Consider the following 19987-nt stretch of genomic DNA (forward strand, 5'->3'; position numbering starts at 1 on the left):
TGTGTCAATCGCTGTTACGATTCTGGCCATGTCCAGCCAACCCGCCGCCGATATGACGTCCACCCCGCCGGATGATGAAGGCACGCCTGTCTCCGTCAAGATCCGAGAGCGCCTTGCCGCTGCCCGCAAGCGTTTTCATGCCAATGACAACATCGCCGAGTTCATCGAGCCCGGCGAGCTGGAGAAGCTGCTCGACGAGGTCGAGGTCAAGATGCAGGGCGTGCTCGACAGCATGGTGATCAACACCGAAGGCGACCACAACACCAACAACACCGCGCGCCGCGTGGCCAAGATGTACCTCAACGAGGTGTTCAAGGGCCGCTACGTGGCGCAGCCGGCCATCACGGAATTCCCGAACGCCGAGCACCTGAACGAGCTCATGATCGTGGGCCCCATCACCGTGCGCAGCGCCTGCAGCCACCATTTCTGCCCGGTGATCGGCAAGATCTGGATCGGCGTGATGCCCAACGAACACACCAACGTGATCGGCCTGTCCAAGTACGCGCGCCTGGTGGACTGGGTCATGGGCCGCCCGCAGATCCAGGAAGAGGCCGTGGTGCAGCTGGCCGACCTCATCATGGAAAAGACCCAGCCCGACGGCCTGGCCATCGTGATGGAGGCCAGCCACTTCTGCATGTCCTGGCGCGGCGTGCGCGAGATGGACAGCAAGATGATCAACTCCGTGATGCGTGGCGTGTTCCTCAAAGATTCGGCGCTGCGCCGCGAATTTCTGTCCCTCATCCCTGGAAGGAACTGACCATGCTCGTACGCCTGCTCTATGCCAGCCGCGCGGTGGACACTTCGCCCGCCGCCATCGAAGCCATCCTGACGCAGTCGCGCCAGCACAACCCGGGCTGCGGCATCACCGGGGTGCTGTGCTACGGCGGCGGCGTGTTCCTTCAGGCCATCGAAGGCGGGCGCTCCGCGGTGAGCGACCTGTACGGCCACATCCAGAAGGACCCGCGCCACAAGAACGTGGAGCTGCTGCACTACGAAGAAATCGCCGAACGCCGCTTCGGTGGCTGGACCATGGGGCAGGTGAACCTGTCCAAGATCAACCACTCCATCCTGCTCAAGTACTCGGAGAAGCCCGAGCTGGACCCCTATGCCGTGTCGGGCAAGGTGTCGTTCGCGCTGCTCGAAGAACTGATGGCCACGGCCTCCATCATCGGCAGAGCCTGAAAGGCGGGGTGTTTTGCTGCTGCGCGGCCACACCCCGGGCCTGCGGTACTCGCCGCACGGGAGTGGGGCTGCGTTCCTCCACCCAGGCTGAGACCGCTCGCTACACAAGTCACCCCACTTTTCGCTGATGCTCTGGCCTCGTTGTTTCGGCCGCAGCCCACCCGGTTCTGCGGCTTTTTGCATTCAGGCCGCTCTTCTTCTCATCCGTGACCCTTACCGCCTTCGCCCTCATCATCCTTGCCGGCCTCATCCACGCGTGCTGGAACATCGTGGCCAAGAAGGCCGGGGGCGATTCGCGGTTCGCGTTCTTCACCTCGGTGATCATGATGGTCATCTGGGCGCCGTTGGGCTGGTACCTGGGGCGCGATGCCGTGCCGCTGTGGGGGGCCACGGAGTGGGCCTTCGTCGCGGCCAGCGGGCTGCTGCACGTGGGCTACTTCGTCATCCTGCTGCGCGGCTACAGCAAAGCCGATCTCACCGTCGTCTACCCGCTGGCGCGCGGTTCCGGGCCGCTGCTGTCGTCGCTGGTGGCGGTGACGGTCCTTGGCGAGCGCATCTCGGCGCTGGGCGTGGCCGGCATCGCCGGCGTGGTGGGCGGGGTGTTCCTGATCGCGGGCGGCCCGGGCCTGCTGCGCGCCGCGCACGACCCTGCCGCCCGGGCGCGCGTGCACAAGGGCATGCTCTACGGCCTGCTCACGGGCGCCTTCATCGCCAGCTACACCGTGGTGGATGGCTATGCGGTCAAGATCCTGCTGATGTCCCCCATCCTGGTGGACTACATGGGCAACTTCGTGCGCGTGGGCTTGCTCGCGCCCGTGGTGCTGCGCGACCTGCCCACGGCCCGTGCGCTGTGGCTGGCGCAGTGGCGCTTCGCGCTGCTGGTGGCGGCGGTGAGCCCCGTGGCCTACGTGCTGGTGCTGTACGCGATGCGCGAGGCGCCCATGTCCCACGTGGCGCCCGCGCGCGAGGTGTCCATGCTGTTCGCGGCGCTCATCGGCGGCCACCTGCTGGGCGAGGGCGACCGTGTGGCGCGCATTTTTGGCGCGCTGTGCATTGCCGCGGGTGTCACCGCCCTGGCGCTGGGGTAGGCCGTCATGGCGGAGCCCATCCGTCCCCTGCTGCTGGGCTGCGATTTCTCCAGCAGCCCCACGCGGCGCAAGCCCGTCGTGCTGGCGCTGGGCCAGCGCCAGGGCGCGCGGGTACAGCTCGCCGCGCTGGAGCGCTTTGACACGCTGGCCGCGCTGGGCGAGTGGCTCGCCCGGCCGGGCGATTGGGTGGGCGGCTTCGACCTGCCCTTCGGCCTGCCGCGCGAGCTGGTGCGGGCGCTGGGCTGGCCGGTGCAGTGGCGCGCCTGCATGCAGCACTACCGCGGCCTCAGCCGCGCGCAGATCCGCGACCAGTTCGCCGCGTTCTGCGACGCACGCCCCGTGGGCGGCAAGTTCGCGCACCGCGCCACCGACGGGCCCGCGGGCTCCAGCCCGTCGATGAAATGGGTGAACCCGCCCGTGGCCTACATGCTGCACGCGGGCCTGCCGCTGCTGCTGGACGCCGGTGTCCACCTGCCGGGCCTGCACGGCGGAGACCCGCGCCGCGTGGCGCTGGAAGCCTACCCGGGGCTGCTGGCGCGCGAAGTGCTGCAGCGGCGCAGCTACAAGAGCGACGACCGCGCCAAGCACACGCCCGACCGGCTCATTGCCCGCAAGGACCTCGTGAATGCGCTGGAGATGGGCCAGACCCGGCTGGGCCTGCGCCTGAAGCTCAGCCACGCGCAGCGCGATGTGCTGGTGGACGACGCGAGCGGCGACAGCCTGGACGCCGTGCTGTGCCTGCTGCAGGCCGCCTGGGCCCAGCAGCGCCATGCAGAGGGCGACGCGCTCTACGGCCTGCCGCCCGGGCTGGACCCGCTCGAAGGCTGGATCGTGACCGCCGATGCCGCCGGTATTGCCGCTTTTCCGGGCATCGGTCCGGCGCACGGTGCGTAGCATGGGCGGAACCCACGCCTGATATCTTCACCACCCCCATGCCGGTTGTCGCCCGCTCCCTGCTTGCCCTCGCCCTGCTGGCACCGCTGATGCCGCCCGCACAGGCCGCCCCCGCGCCCTGGTACTACTGGCGCAGCATGGTGGATGGCGCACGCGTCTGCGCGCAAGCCTCGCCGGGCCATGGCTGGCAGCGCGACAGCGCCGCCTACGAAGGCCCTGGCTGCCAGCCGCGCCGCAAAGTGCTCATCGTGCCCATGCGATAGCCCGGCGCGCCGCGGGCGCCCGTCCGCGCCTTGTTATAAAAATCATAGCTATCAGCGCTTTGTACATAAGCGCTGGCAAGCAAAAAGGCTTGCAATAGTGTGCATACATTCGATAATGGAGCACATGACCGAACTGATCCTGATCCGCCACGGAGAGACCGACTGGAACCGCGAGCTGCGCTTCCAGGGCCACGTGGATGTCCCCCTCAACGCCACCGGCCACGAACAGGCCCGCCGCCTCGCCGAACGCCTGGCCGCGGAACAGATCGTGGTGGACCACCTGGTCTGCAGCGACCTCATCCGCACGCAGCAGACCGCCACGCCCAGCCTGCAGGTGCTGTTCCCGGAACTGCGCATCGACACCCTCACCGACAGCAGCCTGCGCGAGCAGAGCTTCGGCGTGGTGGATGGCAAGCGCGTGGACGACATCAAGATCGAACACGCCGATGCCTGGACCCAGTGGCTGCGCTTCGAAGCCGACTACGGCATGCCCGGCGGCGAGACCACGCGCCAGTTCCACACCCGCGTGATGGACGCCGTGCGCCGCATCGCGCAGCAGTACCAGGGCCGCAAAGTCATGGTTGTGACCCACGGCGGCGTGCTCGACATGGTCTGGCGCACCGCCCGCGGCACGGGCCTGGACGGCCCGCGCCAGAGCGACATCCCCAACGCCGGCCTGAACCGCGTGCGGGTGGATGGCGATGTGGTGGAGGTGCTGGACTGGGCCGACGTGCGGCACCTGGCGGACCTGCCGGCGCAGCCGGTGTATGACCAGACGAAGCTGCTGGTGAGATAGCCTGGCGGCAGGCACAGGGGAGGGCGGGCCGCGCCCGCGCCTGCTTCTATCGCCGGGCTCCGCTATCCCTGGTGTGGCAGCAGCAGCCCCAGGGCGCCATTGACCACCCCCACCTGCCGCGCGAGCCGCACCGACTCCGGCTGCGCATTGGCCATCGGCTGCAGCAGGTTCTGCACCGCCGCCCACTGCCCGTTGCGCTGCAGCGCATCCAGCCAGATCTGGTGGAACAAATCCCGCTGCGCGTGGCTGCCGCCGATCTCCAGCAGCCGTGGCAATGCCAGGCCCAGCTGCTCCGCCGCCGTGGCCCAGTCGCCTTGCGCATGCGCCAGCAGGCCGCGCGCGGCGGGCTCGCACACCTGCTTCCACACGGTGCGTTCATGTGCCTCGGTGCGCGTGGCGGCGTGGGCCTCGATGTTGTGCAGCAGCGTGCGTGCCGCCTCCGTGCGGCCCGCGCGGGCCAGGCCGTAGAGATACTGCAGGTCCAGGAACGGCAGTACATGGTCGGACAGGCGCAGTGCCAGGTGGCCGGCCACGTCGGCCCAGCGGTGGCCCACATCCACGCCCGCCAGTTCCAGCCGCGCCAGCAGCGAGACGGCGTTGATCTGGTCCTGCGTGTATTCCTTGACCACGCCCCACACCTGGCTGTCGTACAGCGCCAGCACCTCGGCGTGCCGGTCCTGCTCCAGCAGGAAGAGTGCCTGGTGCCACCAGTTGTGCGTGACCATGAAGGAGTTGAGCCCCGTCCAGGTGTCGCTCACGCCGGCCATGAAGTCCGCGCCTTCGCCGATGCGCCCCTGTGTCAGCATCACGTGTGCGAGGGCATGGTGGGCCCAGGGTTCCTTGCGGCACAGGCGCACCGCATGGCGCGCGGCGGCTTCCGCTTCGGTGAGCCGGTGGCACTGCTCCCAGCCAAAGGCCAGCATGCCGTGCAGGTAGGGCACGTCGGCGGCCGCGGGCAGGGCCTGCAGCGCCAGGCGCAGCATGCCGGGGGAGTCGCCGCGGTTGAACAAGTGGTATTGGCCGAGCTTGAGGGAGGCCAGGTCGCGCGGGAACAGGCGGGCCTGCTCCTCGTGCAGCGCGATGGCGCGCGGCAGGTCGCCATGAACCCAGGCGGCGACGGCGGCCACGAAGCGCTGTTCGCGCTCGCTCGCCGCAGGGGCATGGGCGAGCGCCCGGTCGATGAAGGGGCGCGCGTTGCCCGGGGCCTGCGCCGATTCGGCGAACATGTGCAGTGCCGCGCAGCAGGCCTGCACGATGGCGCTGGGGTCGCCGGCGGCCTGCAGCACGTTCACCGCGCGGGCCTCGCAGGCGATGAAGCCTTCCACGAAGTCATTCAACGCCGCCGCGCTGCCTGGCTCGCGCAGGGTGGCGGCGTTGCCCAGGCTGTCGGTCAGTGCGTGCGTGGCGGTGGATGGCATGGGGGCATTGTTGGGCGGCAGGGCTCAGCCGCCCTTGATCAGCGTCAGATAGGCCTTGCGTGTCTCGGCCGATACGGAGGCCACCAGCTGCTCATGCGGCGTCTGGTGGCGCGCCAGCATGCGGGCCGTGGCAACGGTCTTGGACTTGCAGAACCAGTGGCAGGTGTGCTGCATCAGGAACAGCTCCGCCGTCATCATGTAGGCCCGGTCCTTGGGCGACAGGTGGCTGGTGTTCTGCACCACATGGGTGATGCCGCGTGCATGGATCGCCAGGGCCCGCCGCATGTCGAAGGTGAACGCCGGCAGGATCTTCTCGGCGAAGGGGATGTCCATCGCGAGGCGGCTGACCCGCGCGTCGGCGTCGCTCACCTTGGCGAAGTCCGCGGCGAAGCGGCTGAACTGCTCGCTCAGCTGCTGTTCGGTGGTGCTCAGCAGGCTCCAGATCTGGCTGCGGCGCTCGTCGGTGCTTTCACCCAGGGCCCGCAGGTAGCCGTCTGTGAGCGCTTCCATCAGCTTTTCGATCTGGTAGTGGGCCAGATGGTTGCCCAGCAGCACGATGCGCTTGCGCTGCTCCTTGGCGTTGAGCATGAAGGTGCCGGTGGCGATGAGGATCGCCAGGATGAGGATGTCCATGCGGTGATTCGTTGAAGTGGTGCGTGTCGTGGTGGCCCGGGGCGCAGGCCAGCCCGGAGGGGGCGCCGCACGCGGGCGTGCGTGTTGCCAACCCCTAGGTTACCAACATCCACCCCGCCGGGCCCTCGGGGTTAAGCCGCAGGCGGCAGCGGCCAGGCCTTTTGCGGCTCACGGATCAGCTCGAACGCATGGGCCACCTGCAGCACGCCCAGGTCGTCGAAGCGCGCGCCGGCGATCTGCAGGCCGATGGGCAGGCCGCTGGCGGTGTAGCCGCAGTTGACCGAGGCCGCCGGCTGTTCGGACATGTTGAACGGCACGGTGAAGCCGATGTGCTCGAGCGGGCGCAGCGGGTCGTTGGTGGGCGAGGGCAGTTCGGCCTGGAAGGCGGGCATCGGCGCCACGGGCGAGATCACGTAGTCGAACGCGCTGCAGGCCTTGACCGTATTCACGCGCGTGAGGTGGAACTGGTGGCTGGCGTTGAAGACCTCGGTGCCGCTCATGCTGGCGGCGCTGTCGGCCCAGGTGCGGATATAGGGCAGCACCTTGTCGCGCTGCTGCGCGGGCAGGGCCTTCAGGTCGATGTGGGAGCGCATGCGCCAGAAGTGGTCCATGCCGTCGAGCATGGCCTGGGTCATGAAGGGCAGCATGGGCACGATGGTGGCGCCAGCGGCCTCCATCAGGCGGGCTGCGCGTTCCACGGCGGCCTTCACTTCGGGTTCCACCGGCAGGCCGCAGCCCGCGTCCAGCAGCAGGCCGATGCGCAGGCCGCGCAGGCGCTCCACGCCCTTGTTGAACTGGCTCCAGGCGATGTCCTGCGCTGGCAGGCTCATGCTGTCGCGCGCGTCCGGCTGGCTGAGTACCTGCATCATCAGCGCGGCGTCGGCCACCGTGCGGGTCATGGGGCCGGCGGCACGGCCGGTGTAGGGCGGGTCGATCGGGATGCGGCCCAGGCTGGGCTTCAGGCTGAAGATGCCGCACCAGCTGGCGGGCAGGCGCAGCGAGCCGCCGATGTCGGTGCCGATGTGCAGCGGCCCGTAGCCCGCCGCAGCGGCGGCACCGCCACCGGCGCTGGAGCCGCCCGGGCCCTTGCTCACGTCCCAGGGGTTGCGCGACAGTGGGTGGAAGGTCGACAGGCCCGAGGACAGCATGCCGTAGTCGGGCATGGTGGTCTTGGCCACGATGACGGCACCGGCCTCGCGCATGCGGGCGGCGGGCGGCGCATCGGCGGCGGCGGGCACGAGTTCGACAGCGGCGGTGCCCAGGGGGGTCGGGTCGCCTTGCGTCGAGATGTTTTCCTTGATGGTGCTGGGCACGCCGTCGAGCGCGCCCTTGGGCTCGCCACGCAGCCAGCGCGCTTCCGATTCGCGGGCCTGCGCCAGGGCGGCCTCGGGCCGCAGCAGGTAGGTCGCCTGTATGTGGGGCTCCCAGCGCCCGATGTGGGCCAGCACGGCCTGCGTGACCTCGACGGGCGAGAGGCGGCGCGCGCGGTAGGCGGCCAGGAGGTCGTGGGCGGGCAGGTCGTGCAGGGCGGTCATGGTAGAGAGATTTTTGATAAGAAAGGCTGATAACGCTTATGGATAAAGCGCTAGCAGCTATTGTTTCAGGAGCTATCTGCTCCCGAGCGTTTCAGCTATTCATTGCTCGGCGCGCCACCCACAGCCTCTGAAAAGGGCACGGCCCAGGCGCGGGCAGCCGAGCAAGGGCCGCCCCGCAGCGAGGGCTGCGTCCCCCTGCCCACATCGCGCAGCGATGTGAGAGCGGGGGGAAGGCCCGCAGGGCCTCAGGGGGGTGTCTCATCAACTCCAGGACAGCGTGGAGATGTCGTTCACGAACACGGGCATGTCTTTCCACAGGCCCTTGAGGTTCTTGTTGGCCACCGTGATCCACTGGTTGGAGTACAGGAACGCGTGCACCGCATCGTTGGCCAGCAGGCGCTGCGCGTCGCCCAGCAGGCGTGCGCGGTCAGCGGGGCGCGGGGCGTTCTTGATCTGGTTGAACAGCTCGTTGAACTTGGGCGAGTTGTAGGCCCAGTAGTAGTCGGGCTTGGCGAAGTTGCCCAGGTCGAACGGTTCCACGTGCGAGATGATGGTCAGGTCGTAGTTCTTGCTGCCGTAGGTGCCGGACAGCCACTGCGCCCATTCCACGTTCTGGATCTTGGCGATGATGCCGACCTTGGCCAGCTGGGCGGCGACCACCTCGCCGCCCTGGCGGGCGTAGGGCGTGGGCGGCAGCGTCAGGGTCAGCTCCAGCGGTGTCTTGATGCCGGCCTCGGCCAGCAGCTTCTTGGCCTTCTCGGGGTCGTAGGGGTTCACGCCCGTGGTGTCCACGTAGCCGAACGCGCCGGGCACGTAGTGGCTGCCGATGGGCGCGCCATAGCCGTCGCCCGCACCTTCGATCACGGCCTTGCGGTCCACGGCGGCGGCGATGGCGCGGCGCACGCGCACGTCGTCCAGCGGCTTCTTGCCGTTGTTGATCGCCAGGATGGTCTTGGCGCGCGAGCCGCTCACCACCACCTGGAACTTGGGGTTGCCCTTGAACTGCGGCACGCTGCGGGGCGTGACGCGGGGGAACGCATCCACGTCGCCGGCCAGCAGGGCGGCCACCTGGGCGGCGGGGTCGGAGATGAAGCGGAACGTGGCGCGCTTGATCTTGAGCGCCTTGGCATCGCGAAAGCCCTCCCAGGCCGTCAGCACCACGGAGGAACCCTTGTTCCAGGCCTGCAGCTGGTAGGGGCCGGTGCCCACGGGCTTGTTCGCGTTGGTGTCGGCGCTCTTGGGCTCCACGATGATGGAGGTGGCCTGGCCCAGCACGAACAGCAGGTCGGGGTCGATGTCCTTGTTGAGCAGCACGACGGTATAGTCGTCCACCACCTGCGTGGTGAGGTTGGCGAAGGTGCGCTTGTCCTTGTTGGTGCTCTTTTCGCCGCCGGCGCGGTCGTACGAGAACTTCACCACGGCCGCGTTGAAGGGCTCGCCGTTCTGGAACTTCACGCCCCGGCGCAGCTTGAAGGTGTAGGTCTTGAGGTCGGGCGAGACCTCCCAGCTCTCGGCCAGCAGCGGCGACACGCTGCCGTCGGCGTTGATCTTGGTGAGCGTCTCGAAGATGTTGTACTGCACGATCTCGGCGATGGCCGATGCGGCGCCGGCCGTGGGGTCCAGGCCCGGGGGTTCGAGCGTCATGGCCAGCACCACGGCGTCTTTGCGGCCCTGCGCCAGGGCGCCGAGCGAGGTGGACAGGGGCACGGCGGCGATGGCGCCAGTGGCTAGGACGGTACGGCGGTTCAGCATGTTCGGACTCTCCAGACAAAAAAACCAGACGAAAGCCCCGGTGTCATTTCAATTTGTTACCGGGGAGCACAAAAGCTTTTTACACCATCGCGTGCGCATTTGGTTATGCGGTTTTTGCGGTGGCCGTGGCAGCGGCCGCCGCGGCGCGGCGTGCGCGCGCCCGGCCGGGCTGCACCTGCGGCACGGCGCCCACCAGCGACTGGGTGTAGGGGTGCTGCGCGTTGCGGAACAGTTCAGCCGGCGAGCCGCGTTCGACGATGCGGCCCTGGTACAGCACCACGACTTCATCGCACAGATGGTTGACCACCGCCAGGTCGTGGCTGATGAGCATGTACGTGATGCCGAACTCCTGCTGCAGGTCCTGCATGAGGTTCAGCACCTGGGCCTGCACGGACACGTCGAGCGCGCTCACGGGCTCGTCGGCGACGATGAGGCGCGGGCGCGTGATGAGCGCGCGCGCGATGGCGATGCGCTGGCGCTGCCCGCCCGAGAATTCGTGCGGGTACTTGGAGAGGTCGTTGGTGCGCAGGCCCACCTGGGCCAGCACCTGGCCGGCCTGCTCGCGCTGGGCGGCGCGGCTGGTTTCACCCTGGGCCTGCAGGGGCTCGGTCACGATGCGCTCCACCGTCTGGCGCGGATCGAGCGAGCCGTAGGGGTCCTGGAAGACCATCTGGAAGTCGCGCCGCGCGTGGCGCAGCTGCTCTGCGGGCAACTGGTGCAGGTTGCGGCCCTGCAGCTCGACGGTGCCGGAGGTCGGCGTGTCCAGCGCCATCACCAGGCGGGCCAGGGTGGATTTGCCCGAGCCCGATTCGCCGACGATGCCCAGGCTGCGGCCTGCCGCCACCGAAAAGCTCACGCCGTTGAGTGCATGCACCTTGCCCGGGGGCTGGAACAGATGTTCCCGCGGCAGCGTGTATTCACGCACCAGGTCTTTCACCTGCAGCAGGGGGGCGTTGGAAAGGGACGCCAGGGGGGTCATGCGGTCACCTCGACAATGTTCACCGCCTGGGCACTCTGGGCCTCGGCGATGGCCTCGCGGCGCAGGCAGCGCACCTCGTGGTCGCCATCGGCATCGGTGGCCACCAGCGTGGCTTCGGGCCGATCGTGGTGGCAGGCATCCACGGTGTAGCTGCAGCGCCCGGCGAAAGGGCAGCCGGCCGGCAGGTCCACGAGTTCCGGCACGGTGCCGGGGATGGTGGACAGGCGCGGGCGCTGGCCAGGTGCATGCACGGCGCCCAGATGGGGCCGTGCCGCGAACAGTCCGCGTGTGTAGGGGTGGGCCATGGCGGAGAAGACCGAAGCGGTGGAGCCGCTCTCGACCACGCTGCCGCCATACATCACCATCATGCGGTCCACGTTCTGCGAGATCACGCCGAGGTCGTGCGAGATGAGGATCAGCGCCATGTTGCGCTCGGCCACGAGGTCGCTGATGAGGTCCAGGATCTGCTGCTGGATGGTCACGTCCAGCGCGGTGGTGGGCTCGTCGGCAATCAGCAGGTCGGGCCCGCAGGCCAAGGCCATCGCAATGGTGATGCGCTGGCGCTGGCCGCCCGAGAACTGGTGGGGGTAGGCATCGAAGCGCTGCGCGGCGTGGGGGATGCCCACGCGGTCGAGCAGCGCCAGGGCCTCCGCGCGCGCGGCCGAAGCGCTCATGCCACGGTGCAGACGCAAGGGCTCGGCCACCTGGCGGCCAATCGTGTGCACGGGGTTCAGGGCTGTCATGGGCTCCTGGAACACCATGCCGATGCGGTTGCCGCGCATCTTGCACATCTGCGCATCGGTGCGGCCCACCAGCTCCTGGCCATCAAAGCGGATGCTGCCCGTGACCTGCGCGCTGTCGGGCAGCAGGCCCATGAGCGACATGGCGGTGATGGACTTGCCGCAGCCCGACTCGCCGATCAGGCCCAGGGTTTCTCCGCGCGCCAGCGAAAAGCTCACGCCGCGCACGGCGTCGGCGGGGCCTCGGTGGGTCTGCAGGCGGATGCGGAGGTTGGAGACTTCTAACAGAGACATCGTGGGATTCTGGTGGTCTGCTTGGCGGGATCAGCGCTTGCGTGAAAGGCGGGGGTCCAGCAGGTCGCGCAGGCCGTCGCCCAGCAGGTTCAGGCCCAGCACGGCCAGCGCGATGGCAACGCCGGGCCACACGGCCAGCAGCGGCGCCTGGAACATCAGGGTCTGTGCCTCGCTGAGCATGCGGCCCCACGAAGGCTGGGGTGGCTGCGTGCCCAGGCCCAGGTAGGAGAGGGCGGCTTCCGCCAGGATGGCGATGGCGAACTGGATGGTGGCCTGCACGATGAGCACCGACAGGATGTTGGGCAGCACATGCTCGAGGGTGATGCGCCAGCCGCCCTTGCCGCAGGCGCGCGAGGCCATGATGTATTCGCGCGACCACACGGCGTTGGCCGAGGCGCGCGTGACGCGCGCGAAGGTGGGGATGTTGAAGATGCCGATGGCGATGATGGAATTGACGATGCCCGCCCCGAACACCGCCGTCATCATGATGGCCGAGAGGATGGCGGGGAACGCGAACGTGAAGTCCGCCAGCCGCATGATCAGTTCTTCCACCCAGCCGCGCTTGGCGGCGGCCAGCAGGCCCAGGGCCGTGCCGATGGTCAGCCCGATGCCCACGGCGATCACGCCCACCAGGATGGAGTTGCGCGCGCCCACCAGCAGCAGCGACGCGACATCGCGCCCGAAGGCATCGGTGCCCAGCCAGTGGGTGCCGGATGGACTCGCCAGCTTGTTGGCCAAGTCCATCTCGTAGGGCGACCAGGGCGTCCAGACGAAGGAGAGCAGCGCAGCAAGGATCAGCAGCGCTGACAACACAGCACCAATGACAAAACTGCGGTGGCGCAGGGCGCGGTGCAGCCAGCCGGGGGCGGAGGGCGTGGAAGAGGAGGGGGTGGACACGGCGGCGCTCATGGGAATCAGATGTCGGAAGCCTTCACGCGGGGGTCGATCACGGCGTAGAGGATGTCCACCACGAAGTTCACGATCACCACCATGGCCGCGAGCAGCATCACGCAGTTGCGCACCACGATCAGGTCGCGGTTGGAAATCGACTGGAAGATCAGGCGCCCCAGGCCTGGCAGGTAGAACACGTTCTCCACCACGATGGTGCCGGCCAGCAGGTTGGCGAACTGCAGGCCCATGACGGTGACCACGGGGATCATGGCGTTGCGCAGCACGTGGCCCCAGAGCGCGGCGCGCTGCGACAGGCCCTTGGCGCGCGCGGTGCGCACGAAGTCCTCGCGCAGCACCTCCAGCACGGCCGAGCGCGTGATGCGCGCGAGGATGGCCGCCTGCACCACGGCCAGCGCGATGGCGGGCAGCAGCAGCGCCTTGAGAGCTTCCAGCGGGCCGCCGCCGGCGTCCTCCGTCCAGCCGGGGAAGCCGCCGGCGGAAAACCATTGCAGCTTCACGGAGAACAGCAGGATCAGCAGGATGGCGAACCAGAAGTTGGGAATGGCGATGCCGATCTGCGCCAGCCCCATCACGCCCACATCGCCGAGCTTGTTATGGCGCGCGGCGGCGTAGACACCCGCCGCGAGCGCCAGCACCGTGGTGATGACCATGGCCATGAGGGCCAGCGGCACGGTCAGGGCCAGGCGCTCCAGCACCAGATCAAGAACCGGGGAGCTGTAGGCATAGCTGTCGCCCATGTTGCCCACCACCAGGCCGCTGACCCAGTTCCAGTAGCGCAGGCCGGCGGGCTGATCCAGCCCCAGCTTGGCCGCCAGCGCGGCCACGGCATCGGGAGAGGCGTCGGGGCCCATCAGGATCTGGGCGGCGTTGCCCGGCAGGATCTCTAGCACCAAGAACACCACGACCGAAGCACCGATCAGCGTGGCCAGGAGGGTGATGAATCGCTTGAGGAAAAACAGGCCCATGGGAGGGTGGCGTCAGGAAAAAGGAGGAAGGCGCGAGTGCGTCAAATTAATGTGTATACACAGCATAACGGTAAAAACATCCCCGTCGGCGGTGGTGGGTTGCAGTGTCGCATGCAAGGCACATGCCACCATCGCGGGATAATACGGAGCATGAACTGCGCTGCGTACCTTCTGGCCCCTGCTTCCGGCTCCATGCCCAGGGAGGCCGCATGGCGCTGATGATCACCGACGAGTGCATCAACTGCGATGTCTGCGAGCCCGAATGCCCCAACCAGGCGATCTACCTGGGGCAGGAGATCTACGAGATCGACCCGAGCAAATGCACTGAATGCGTGGGGCACTTCGATGAGCCCCAGTGTGTGCAGGTCTGCCCCGTCGCGTGCATCCCCGTGAACCCGCAGCACGTGGAGAACCGGGAAACCCTGTGGCAGAAATTCCAGCGGCTGCAGGCTGCGCCGTCGGCCTGATTTCAAGCCTTGGAGGCGGTAAGCGCTTGTGTATCAAGCGCAGGATGCTATGAAATAAATAGCAATGACTGCCATGCCCTGTGGGCAGGGCCACGCCGCCAGGGGGTCAGTCTTCCGCGGGACGGGGTGGCTTGGGGCGTGGCGGCTTGGTGGTGTGGATGAGCAAGGTGGCCTTGTCCATCTCCCCCGCCAGCATGGCCGGGTAGGCCTTCAGGGAATGGGCGATGCTGTCCTCGATCAGCGTGCGCTGGTCGGGCGAGGGTTTCTTGAGCACCCAGTTGGCGACTTCACTTTTCACGCCCGGATGGCCGATGCCCACGCGCAGGCGCCAGTAGTCGGGCGAGCCCAGCTGGCCGTGGATGTCGCGCAGCCCGTTGTGCCCGGCATGGCTTCCGCCGCGCTTGAGCTTGACCTGGCCGGGCGGAATGTCCAGTTCGTCATGCACCACCAGGATTTCTTCGGGCTGGATCTTGAAGAAGCGCGCCAGCGAAGCGACGGACTTGCCCGAGAGGTTCATGAAGGTCTGCGGCTCCAGCAGCCACACGCTCTGTCCATGCACCGTGGTGCGCGCGACCAGCCCGTGGTAGCTGCGCTCGGGCACCAGCGTGGCCTTGAGCTCCCGCGCCAGGGCATCGATCCACCAGAAACCGGCGTTGTGGCGGGTGGCCTCGTAGTCTGGCCCGGGGTTTCCAAGGCCTACAAACAGCTTGATCATGGGCAGGATTATCCGTGTGCGGCGGTGGTGCGAACTGCAAGGGGTGCGGAGCGGCTCCGCCGGGGAAGAGGGGTTTGCCCGGCAGCGGGACGGGGCCCGCCAGGCCGCGTCTTCCAATGAAAACGGCCCACGCAGGGTGGGCCGTTTCGGTGGCCAGCGTCGCCGGAGCGCGCTGGCCTTGGGGAAGAAGCAAAGGGTCGTCCGTGAAGGACGGCTGATTACTTCTTGCCCTTGCCCTTGCCCTTGGCGTCGGCCGCGGGGGCTGCTTCGGCAGGGGTCTCGACGACCACGACCGGAGGCACCACGGACACCAGAACGGGGTTGTTGTTCTGGCCACCACGGACCTTGGCCACCACGCCCTTGGGCAGCTTGATGTCCTTCAGGTGCAGGGATGCGCCCTTTTCCAGCTTGGACAGGTCCACAGCGATGAACTCTGGCAGGTCCGAAGGCATGCAGGTCACGTCCAGTTCGTTCACGATCGGGTTGACCATGCACTTGTCGACCTTGACGGCGTTGGACTCTTCAGCGCCGCTGTAGTGCAGTGGCACCTTCATGTGCAGCTTGGTCTTTTCGTCCACGCGCTGGAAGTCGATGTGCAGGACGAGCTGCTTGTAGGGGTGGTATTGCACGTCGCGCAGCAGGACCTTGGAGGTCGTGCCGGCCACTTCCATGTCCAGCACGCTGGAGTGGAAAGCTTCCTTCTTGAGGGCGTGCCACAGTGCGTTGTGGTCCACCTCGATGAGTTGGGGTTCGGTGGTGCCACCGTAGACGATGCCAGGCGTCTTGCCCGAATTGCGCAGACGGCGGCTCGCACCCGTACCTTGCTTGGCGCGCTCAAAAGCGACGAAGTTCATAACTAGCTCCTGAAAAGGACAGACCGCGACCAGTCTTGCCCTGTTGAAAAAAGCCTGCGGTGCCATTCCTGGCGGCAGGCCCATGCAATGCCCTCGAACAGGCAAGCCTCCCGAAGGAGGCCTGCACGCAATCCGGTCCGCAACGCTCCCGTGGGAAGCGCGTCAGAACAGGTTGTCCTGGTCCGAGAACAGACTCATCACCGACTCACCCTTGGCAATGCGCTGTATCGTCTCTGCGATCAGCGGTGCCACGGAGAGCTGGCGAATCTTGGTGCATCCCCGGGCGTTGTCGCTCAAGGGGATGGTGTTGGTCACCACCACTTCGTCGAGGGCGGAACCCTTGGCGATGCGTTCGATGGCAGGACCCGAAAAAATGGGGTGCGTGCAGTAGGCGTACACCTTCTTGGCGCCACGCTCCTTGAGCACTTCGGCCGCCTTCACCAGCGTGCCGGCGGTATCGATCATGTCGTCCATGATCACGCAGTTGCGGCCTTCGATCTCGCCGATCACGTGCATGACTTCCGACACGTTGGCCTTGGGGCGGCGCTTGTCGATGATGGCCAGGTCGCAGTTGAGCTGCTTGGCGAGCGCACGCGCCCGCACGACGCCACCCACGTCGGGCGAAACCACGATCAGGTCTTCGTAGTTCTTCTGGCGCAGGTCACCCAGCAGCACGGGCGACGCGTAGATGTTGTCCACGGGGATATCGAAGAAACCCTGGATCTGGTCGGCATGCAGGTCCATGGTCAGAACCCGGGCAACGCCCACGGCCTGCAGCATGTTGGCCACCACCTTGGCGGTGATCGGCACGCGCGTGGAACGCGGGCGGCGATCCTGGCGGGCATAGCCGAAGTAGGGGATCACGGCGCTGATCCGCTCTGCCGACGCGCGCTTGAGCGCATCGACCATGATCAGCAGTTCCATCAGGTTTTCGTTGGTCGGTGCGCAGGTGGACTGCACCACGAAAACATCCCGTGCACGCACGTTCTGTTTGATTTCTACGGTGACTTCGCCGTCGGAGAAGCGACCCACGTCGGCTGCACCGAGGGTGGTGCCGAGGTGTTGGGCGATTTCAGCTGCCATGCCAGGATTGGCATTGCCGGTGAAAACCATGAAGTCGGGGTGGTTGGCTTGCATGAGCGTCCCAGCAGTCTGAAAAAAAAGCCCGTACGCGAAAAGAAATTTGGCAGGGGAAGAAGGATTCGAACCTTCGCATGCCGGAATCAAAATCCGGTGCCTTAACCAGCTTGGCGACTCCCCTACACAGGTCAACTGCCGAAGGCAGCGAACCTTAATTCTCGTCTGATGCCCAGCCTGCCAGAGGATGGATCATCAGATTTTCACATGCCTTGATCTGCCAGCCCTCGGGGGCGCGGTCCAAATCAACTGCGTGTGACATTTGTGCAAACACCGCACTGCCTGAGCCTGTCATCCGGCCTTGCAACCCTCGCGACCTGAGCCATTCAATGGCTTCGGTGACTTCGGGACAGAGCGCCTGGGCAACGGGCTGCAAGTCGTTTCGACCGAAGTCAAAGTGTGCTGCAGCAAAGCCTAAGATTGTAGCACTATCTGAATCGCGTTTCAAACTTGGTGACGAAAAAATTGATTTTGTCTCCAAGCCTGCTGCGGGCTTCACGATGGCAAAGCGCGCTGGCGGCAGTTGGTGTGCTTTCTCAAGCGGCGTGATTGTCTCACCAATTCCTTCGACCCAGGCGTTGTGGCCGCGTAAAAAAAATGGAATGTCGGCACCCAGCGTCAATCCGATCTTTTCGAGTGCCGTGCGCGGCAGGTCCAGGCCCCACACCCGATTGAGGGCCAGCAAGGTGGTTGCGGCATCCGACGAGCCGCCGCCCATGCCCGCTTGCGAAGGCACGCTCTTCAAGACGCCGATGCGCGCGCCCTGGCGGCAGCCCGTGGCCTGCTGCAGGGCACGCGCCGCCTTGATGGTGAGGTCTATCTCCGGCAATCCGGGACCGATGTCTTCACGCGTGATCTCGCCTGACGCGCAGCGCTCGAAATGGAGCGTGTCGCACCAGTCGACCAGCATGAAGACCGACTGCAGCAGGTGGTAGCCGTCCGGGCGTCGGCCTGTGATGTGCAGAAAAAGGTTGAGCTTGGCCGGGGCAGGCACGTCATAAAGGGCTTGCATGGCAACAAACGGTGCGCGAGGAGGGGATGCGGGCTAGCGGGTCAGGGCGATGCGCAAGGTGGCCTGCGGCACGGGGTCGTCCCGGTGCGCGACCAGCCGCCCCTGCTCCAGGGCGGAGAGGTCCGCTCTCCAGCCTGGCACCGTGGCTTGCACGCCCTTGAGCCAGCCAAACAGGGCCGCGACGGGGATGCGCGTGCCGGTCACATCCTGCAGCAGTGCATCCAGCGAATCGGAGGTGCGGGTCTCCTGCGCGCTGACGAGCTGCGCGTGCCCATCCTTCCAGTCCAGCTGCGCGATGCGGCTGCCCAGGGGGCTTATCAATGCAAGCCCCCCGCTCTGGGCATTGCCGCGCAGCTCGAACATGGCGGAAAACGACTGCGATGCCTGCCCATCGACTTGCAGGGCCAGGCGACCGCTCCATGCGTCTTCTTCAGGAGCGGTTTTTTGCATCGGCTGCGCACAACCGGCCAGCCACAACGCGCAGGCAAGCCATGCGAGCAACACGGCGAAACGCCGCAGACCTGCAAGGCCGACCATGGGGTGCAGCGGTGTCGTTTGCCAGCCCCGCATCAAAGGCTGACTCCGAGGCGCGCCAGTGTTTCCTTGAGGGTCTCGTTGTCGGGGCTCGCGCGCTGGCCTTCCTTCCAGACCCTGACGGCCGCTTCCCTGTCTCCCAGACTCCAGAGCACCTCGCCAAGGTGCGCGGCGATTTCCACGTCCGGACGCGCCTTGTACGCGGTTTCCAGGTGCCGCCGCGCTTCCGCCTTGTTCCCCATCCGGAATTCCACCCAGCCCAGGCTGTCCGTGATGAAGGGGTCCGACGGAGCGAACTCCATGGCCTTGAGAATCAGCTGCTTGGCTTCGTCCAGGCGCAAGCCTCGCTCCGCCAGGGAGTAGCCGAGCGCGTTGTACGCATGATGGTATTGGGGCTTTTGCGCGATGACCTGTCTCAGCAGCCGTTCCATCGTCTCGGGTTGGCCCGCTTTCTCCGCCAGCATGGCCTGGTCGTAGACCAGCTCCGCGTCATCGGGCGCCAGCGCCACGAGATCGCTCTGGACCGCGTAGGCCTCCCGGTACAGTCGCAGGTCGCGCAGCAATTGCACTTCGGCCAGCAGCTTCATCCGCTTGTCTTCGGCCGACGTACCGGGCAGGTTGCGCAGCAGCGCGCGCGCCTGGGCCACCTTGCCCTGGCGCGCCAGCAGGGATGCGCGGCGGCTTTGCGCGCTGAAGACTTCATCGACGTTGTCGATGCGTCCCAGCCATGCCTCGGCGGCCGCGAAATCCTGCTTCTTCTCTGCGATTTGCGCGTACAGCAAGTAGGCTTGCGTCAGCCCCTTCTGGCGTACGTCCGCATCCGGAGAGGCCGACACAAGTTCCATGAAGCGCTGCAGCGAACTCTCCGACGCGGGCAGGCGGTTGTCCTGGAATTGCAAGGTGGCGAGCACCAGCCATGCTTCCACCAGTTCGGGCTTGTCCCTGGTGACAAATTCCAGCTGATGGCTGGCGTCCGGATAGCGCTGCAAGCCCAGAAGCACCCGGGCATACGCCATCCTGAGCTCGGGGACCGGCTGCTTGGCGAGTGCCTGTGTCACCAAGGGTTCGGCCTCGGGGGTGTTCTCTTCCATCAGCTCGAGCGCCAGCACGGCGGCAGCCTCGTTGGCGTTGTCCAGGGCCTGTGCCCTGCGCGCAGCGTCCAGCGCTCCCGGCTTGTCGCCAGCCGCCATGCGCAGGCGCCCCAGGGACACCCAGGCCACCGGTCCGGTGGCGGGGTGCGCGAGTTCGTCGACAAGGGCCGCTTCCACCACCTTGGCCGCCAGTGCCTTGTCACTCGCGCGTCCGTACATCTGGGGCAGTGCGGAAAGCGTGGACGCCTTGGCGCGGGGCGGGGACTGGGCAAGCTCCTGGCGCAGCAGATCGGGGGTTTCGCCAATCCGGTTCAGCGCAACCAGAATCTGGAGTACATAGCGGTTGGCTTCCCGTGACTGCGGCAGTGCTTCCTTCCACGCCTTGGCGGCTGCCAGCGCGTACTCGCCCGAGCGCGACTGCAGTGCGATGTCCGCTGCCCTCTGGTAAAGCTGTCCATCCGCGCTGCGGCGTGCCGCCTCAAGCATGAACGCGTAGCCGGCACCCGGGTCACCGGTCCGCGCACTGATCTCGCCCAGAAAAATCTCGTAAAACAATTCCGCATCCAGTGCCGGATTGGATGCCACGGGGGCTTCGCCGGTGGCGGGAGGGGCGTCGCCCCCCGGCTGTTGCGCCCATGCTGAGTGGGCAGCTACCGCGATAACGGTAGTCAATGCGGCGATCCGAAAACTGTGAAATGGCACCATCGGGTCATAATAATCCATGCC

Annotated in this window: 21 protein-coding genes and 1 tRNA gene; 7 read left to right on the plus strand and 15 right to left on the minus strand. The window is 66.8% G+C overall.

The features are described from left to right. The first annotated feature begins 28 nt into the window (after positions 1–28). From folE to AC07OC_RS20095, 6 genes are all read left to right on the plus strand, one after another. Positions 29–757 carry a GTP cyclohydrolase I gene (folE, locus tag AC07OC_RS20070; RefSeq protein WP_218293511.1) on the plus strand — a complete coding sequence of 243 codons (729 nt, stop codon included), beginning with the start codon at positions 29–31 and terminating at the stop codon, positions 755–757. 2 nt (positions 758–759) lie between these two features. Then, complete coding sequence (locus AC07OC_RS20075; protein ID WP_010461918.1) at positions 760–1182, plus strand: BLUF domain-containing protein; 423 nt, start codon at positions 760–762, stop codon at positions 1180–1182. Positions 1183–1388: 206 nt separating this feature from the next. Continuing rightward, entirely contained in the window at positions 1389–2270 is an 882-nt protein-coding gene (locus tag AC07OC_RS20080) for an EamA family transporter (protein WP_218293512.1), read from the plus strand. A gap of 6 nt (positions 2271–2276) precedes the next feature. Beyond that, positions 2277–3164 carry a DUF429 domain-containing protein gene (locus tag AC07OC_RS20085; RefSeq protein WP_494602025.1) on the plus strand — a complete coding sequence of 296 codons (888 nt, stop codon included), beginning with the start codon at positions 2277–2279 and terminating at the stop codon, positions 3162–3164. A gap of 38 nt (positions 3165–3202) precedes the next feature. Beyond that, positions 3203–3427 carry a hypothetical protein gene (locus tag AC07OC_RS20090; RefSeq protein ID WP_218341528.1) on the plus strand — a complete coding sequence of 75 codons (225 nt, stop codon included), beginning with the start codon at positions 3203–3205 and terminating at the stop codon, positions 3425–3427. A 124-nt stretch (positions 3428–3551) separates the two neighbouring features. Then, positions 3552–4223, plus strand: coding sequence for a histidine phosphatase family protein (locus tag AC07OC_RS20095; RefSeq protein ID WP_494597960.1), 672 nt, complete (start codon positions 3552–3554; stop codon positions 4221–4223). A 62-nt stretch (positions 4224–4285) separates the two neighbouring features. Here the strand turns inward: AC07OC_RS20095 and AC07OC_RS20100 are convergent, their stop codons facing one another. The 8 genes from AC07OC_RS20100 to AC07OC_RS20135 all read right to left on the minus strand — a co-directional run bounded on the left by AC07OC_RS20100 (position 4286) and on the right by AC07OC_RS20135 (position 13451). Further along, positions 4286–5641 (minus strand): tetratricopeptide repeat protein, encoded by a 1356-nt coding sequence (locus AC07OC_RS20100; RefSeq protein ID WP_494602027.1) that lies wholly within the window; start codon positions 5639–5641, stop codon positions 4286–4288. Between the two features lie 24 nt (positions 5642–5665). Further along, the gene (locus AC07OC_RS20105) at positions 5666–6274 is read right to left on the minus strand and encodes a hypothetical protein (RefSeq protein ID WP_494602029.1); all 609 of its coding nucleotides are present in this window, start codon (positions 6272–6274) and stop codon (positions 5666–5668) included. A 131-nt stretch (positions 6275–6405) separates the two neighbouring features. Next, entirely contained in the window at positions 6406–7809 is a 1404-nt protein-coding gene (locus AC07OC_RS20110) for an amidase (RefSeq protein WP_218341526.1), read from the minus strand. Positions 7810–8070: 261 nt separating this feature from the next. Continuing rightward, a complete protein-coding gene (locus AC07OC_RS20115) occupies positions 8071–9561 on the minus strand; it encodes an ABC transporter substrate-binding protein (RefSeq protein ID WP_218341525.1) in 1491 nt (496 codons plus the stop codon). A gap of 103 nt (positions 9562–9664) precedes the next feature. After that, positions 9665–10540 carry an ATP-binding cassette domain-containing protein gene (locus tag AC07OC_RS20120; RefSeq protein WP_218293520.1) on the minus strand — a complete coding sequence of 292 codons (876 nt, stop codon included), beginning with the start codon at positions 10538–10540 and terminating at the stop codon, positions 9665–9667. Beyond that, the gene (locus tag AC07OC_RS20125) at positions 10537–11574 is read right to left on the minus strand and encodes an ABC transporter ATP-binding protein (RefSeq protein ID WP_218341524.1); all 1038 of its coding nucleotides are present in this window, start codon (positions 11572–11574) and stop codon (positions 10537–10539) included. The genes AC07OC_RS20120 and AC07OC_RS20125 overlap by 4 nt, the downstream gene beginning before the upstream one ends. Before the next feature lie 30 nt (positions 11575–11604). Continuing rightward, positions 11605–12483 carry an ABC transporter permease gene (locus tag AC07OC_RS20130; RefSeq protein WP_218293522.1) on the minus strand — a complete coding sequence of 293 codons (879 nt, stop codon included), beginning with the start codon at positions 12481–12483 and terminating at the stop codon, positions 11605–11607. A gap of 5 nt (positions 12484–12488) precedes the next feature. Further along, positions 12489–13451: an ABC transporter permease gene (locus tag AC07OC_RS20135; RefSeq protein WP_218293523.1), complete on the minus strand. Its 963-nt coding sequence runs from the start codon at positions 13449–13451 to the stop codon at positions 12489–12491. A gap of 209 nt (positions 13452–13660) precedes the next feature. Between AC07OC_RS20135 and AC07OC_RS20140 the strand changes: the two genes are divergently transcribed. After that, positions 13661–13918 (plus strand): YfhL family 4Fe-4S dicluster ferredoxin, encoded by a 258-nt coding sequence (locus AC07OC_RS20140; RefSeq protein WP_218341523.1) that lies wholly within the window; start codon positions 13661–13663, stop codon positions 13916–13918. Between the two features lie 106 nt (positions 13919–14024). Here AC07OC_RS20140 and pth read toward each other — a convergent pair whose 3' ends face one another. From pth to AC07OC_RS20175, 7 genes are all read right to left on the minus strand, one after another. Then, a complete protein-coding gene (gene pth / locus AC07OC_RS20145) occupies positions 14025–14633 on the minus strand; it encodes an aminoacyl-tRNA hydrolase (protein ID WP_218293525.1) in 609 nt (202 codons plus the stop codon). A 218-nt stretch (positions 14634–14851) separates the two neighbouring features. Then, positions 14852–15487 carry a 50S ribosomal protein L25/general stress protein Ctc gene (locus AC07OC_RS20150; protein WP_218293526.1) on the minus strand — a complete coding sequence of 212 codons (636 nt, stop codon included), beginning with the start codon at positions 15485–15487 and terminating at the stop codon, positions 14852–14854. A gap of 162 nt (positions 15488–15649) precedes the next feature. Next, positions 15650–16624: a ribose-phosphate pyrophosphokinase gene (locus AC07OC_RS20155; protein ID WP_218293527.1), complete on the minus strand. Its 975-nt coding sequence runs from the start codon at positions 16622–16624 to the stop codon at positions 15650–15652. A gap of 47 nt (positions 16625–16671) precedes the next feature. Next, a tRNA-Gln gene (locus AC07OC_RS20160) sits at positions 16672–16748 on the minus strand. Between the two features lie 30 nt (positions 16749–16778). Next, the gene (ispE, locus tag AC07OC_RS20165) at positions 16779–17636 is read right to left on the minus strand and encodes a 4-(cytidine 5'-diphospho)-2-C-methyl-D-erythritol kinase (protein ID WP_218341522.1); all 858 of its coding nucleotides are present in this window, start codon (positions 17634–17636) and stop codon (positions 16779–16781) included. Between the two features lie 33 nt (positions 17637–17669). Continuing rightward, on the minus strand, positions 17670–18173 hold the full coding sequence (locus AC07OC_RS20170) for a lipoprotein insertase outer membrane protein LolB (protein WP_218293529.1): 504 nt from the start codon (positions 18171–18173) through the stop codon (positions 17670–17672). A gap of 32 nt (positions 18174–18205) precedes the next feature. After that, entirely contained in the window at positions 18206–19984 is a 1779-nt protein-coding gene (locus AC07OC_RS20175; RefSeq protein WP_218341521.1) for a tetratricopeptide repeat protein, read from the minus strand. Between the last annotated feature and the right edge of the window lie 3 nt (positions 19985–19987).

Source organism: Acidovorax sp. GW821-FHT10E04 (genome assembly GCF_059415185.1).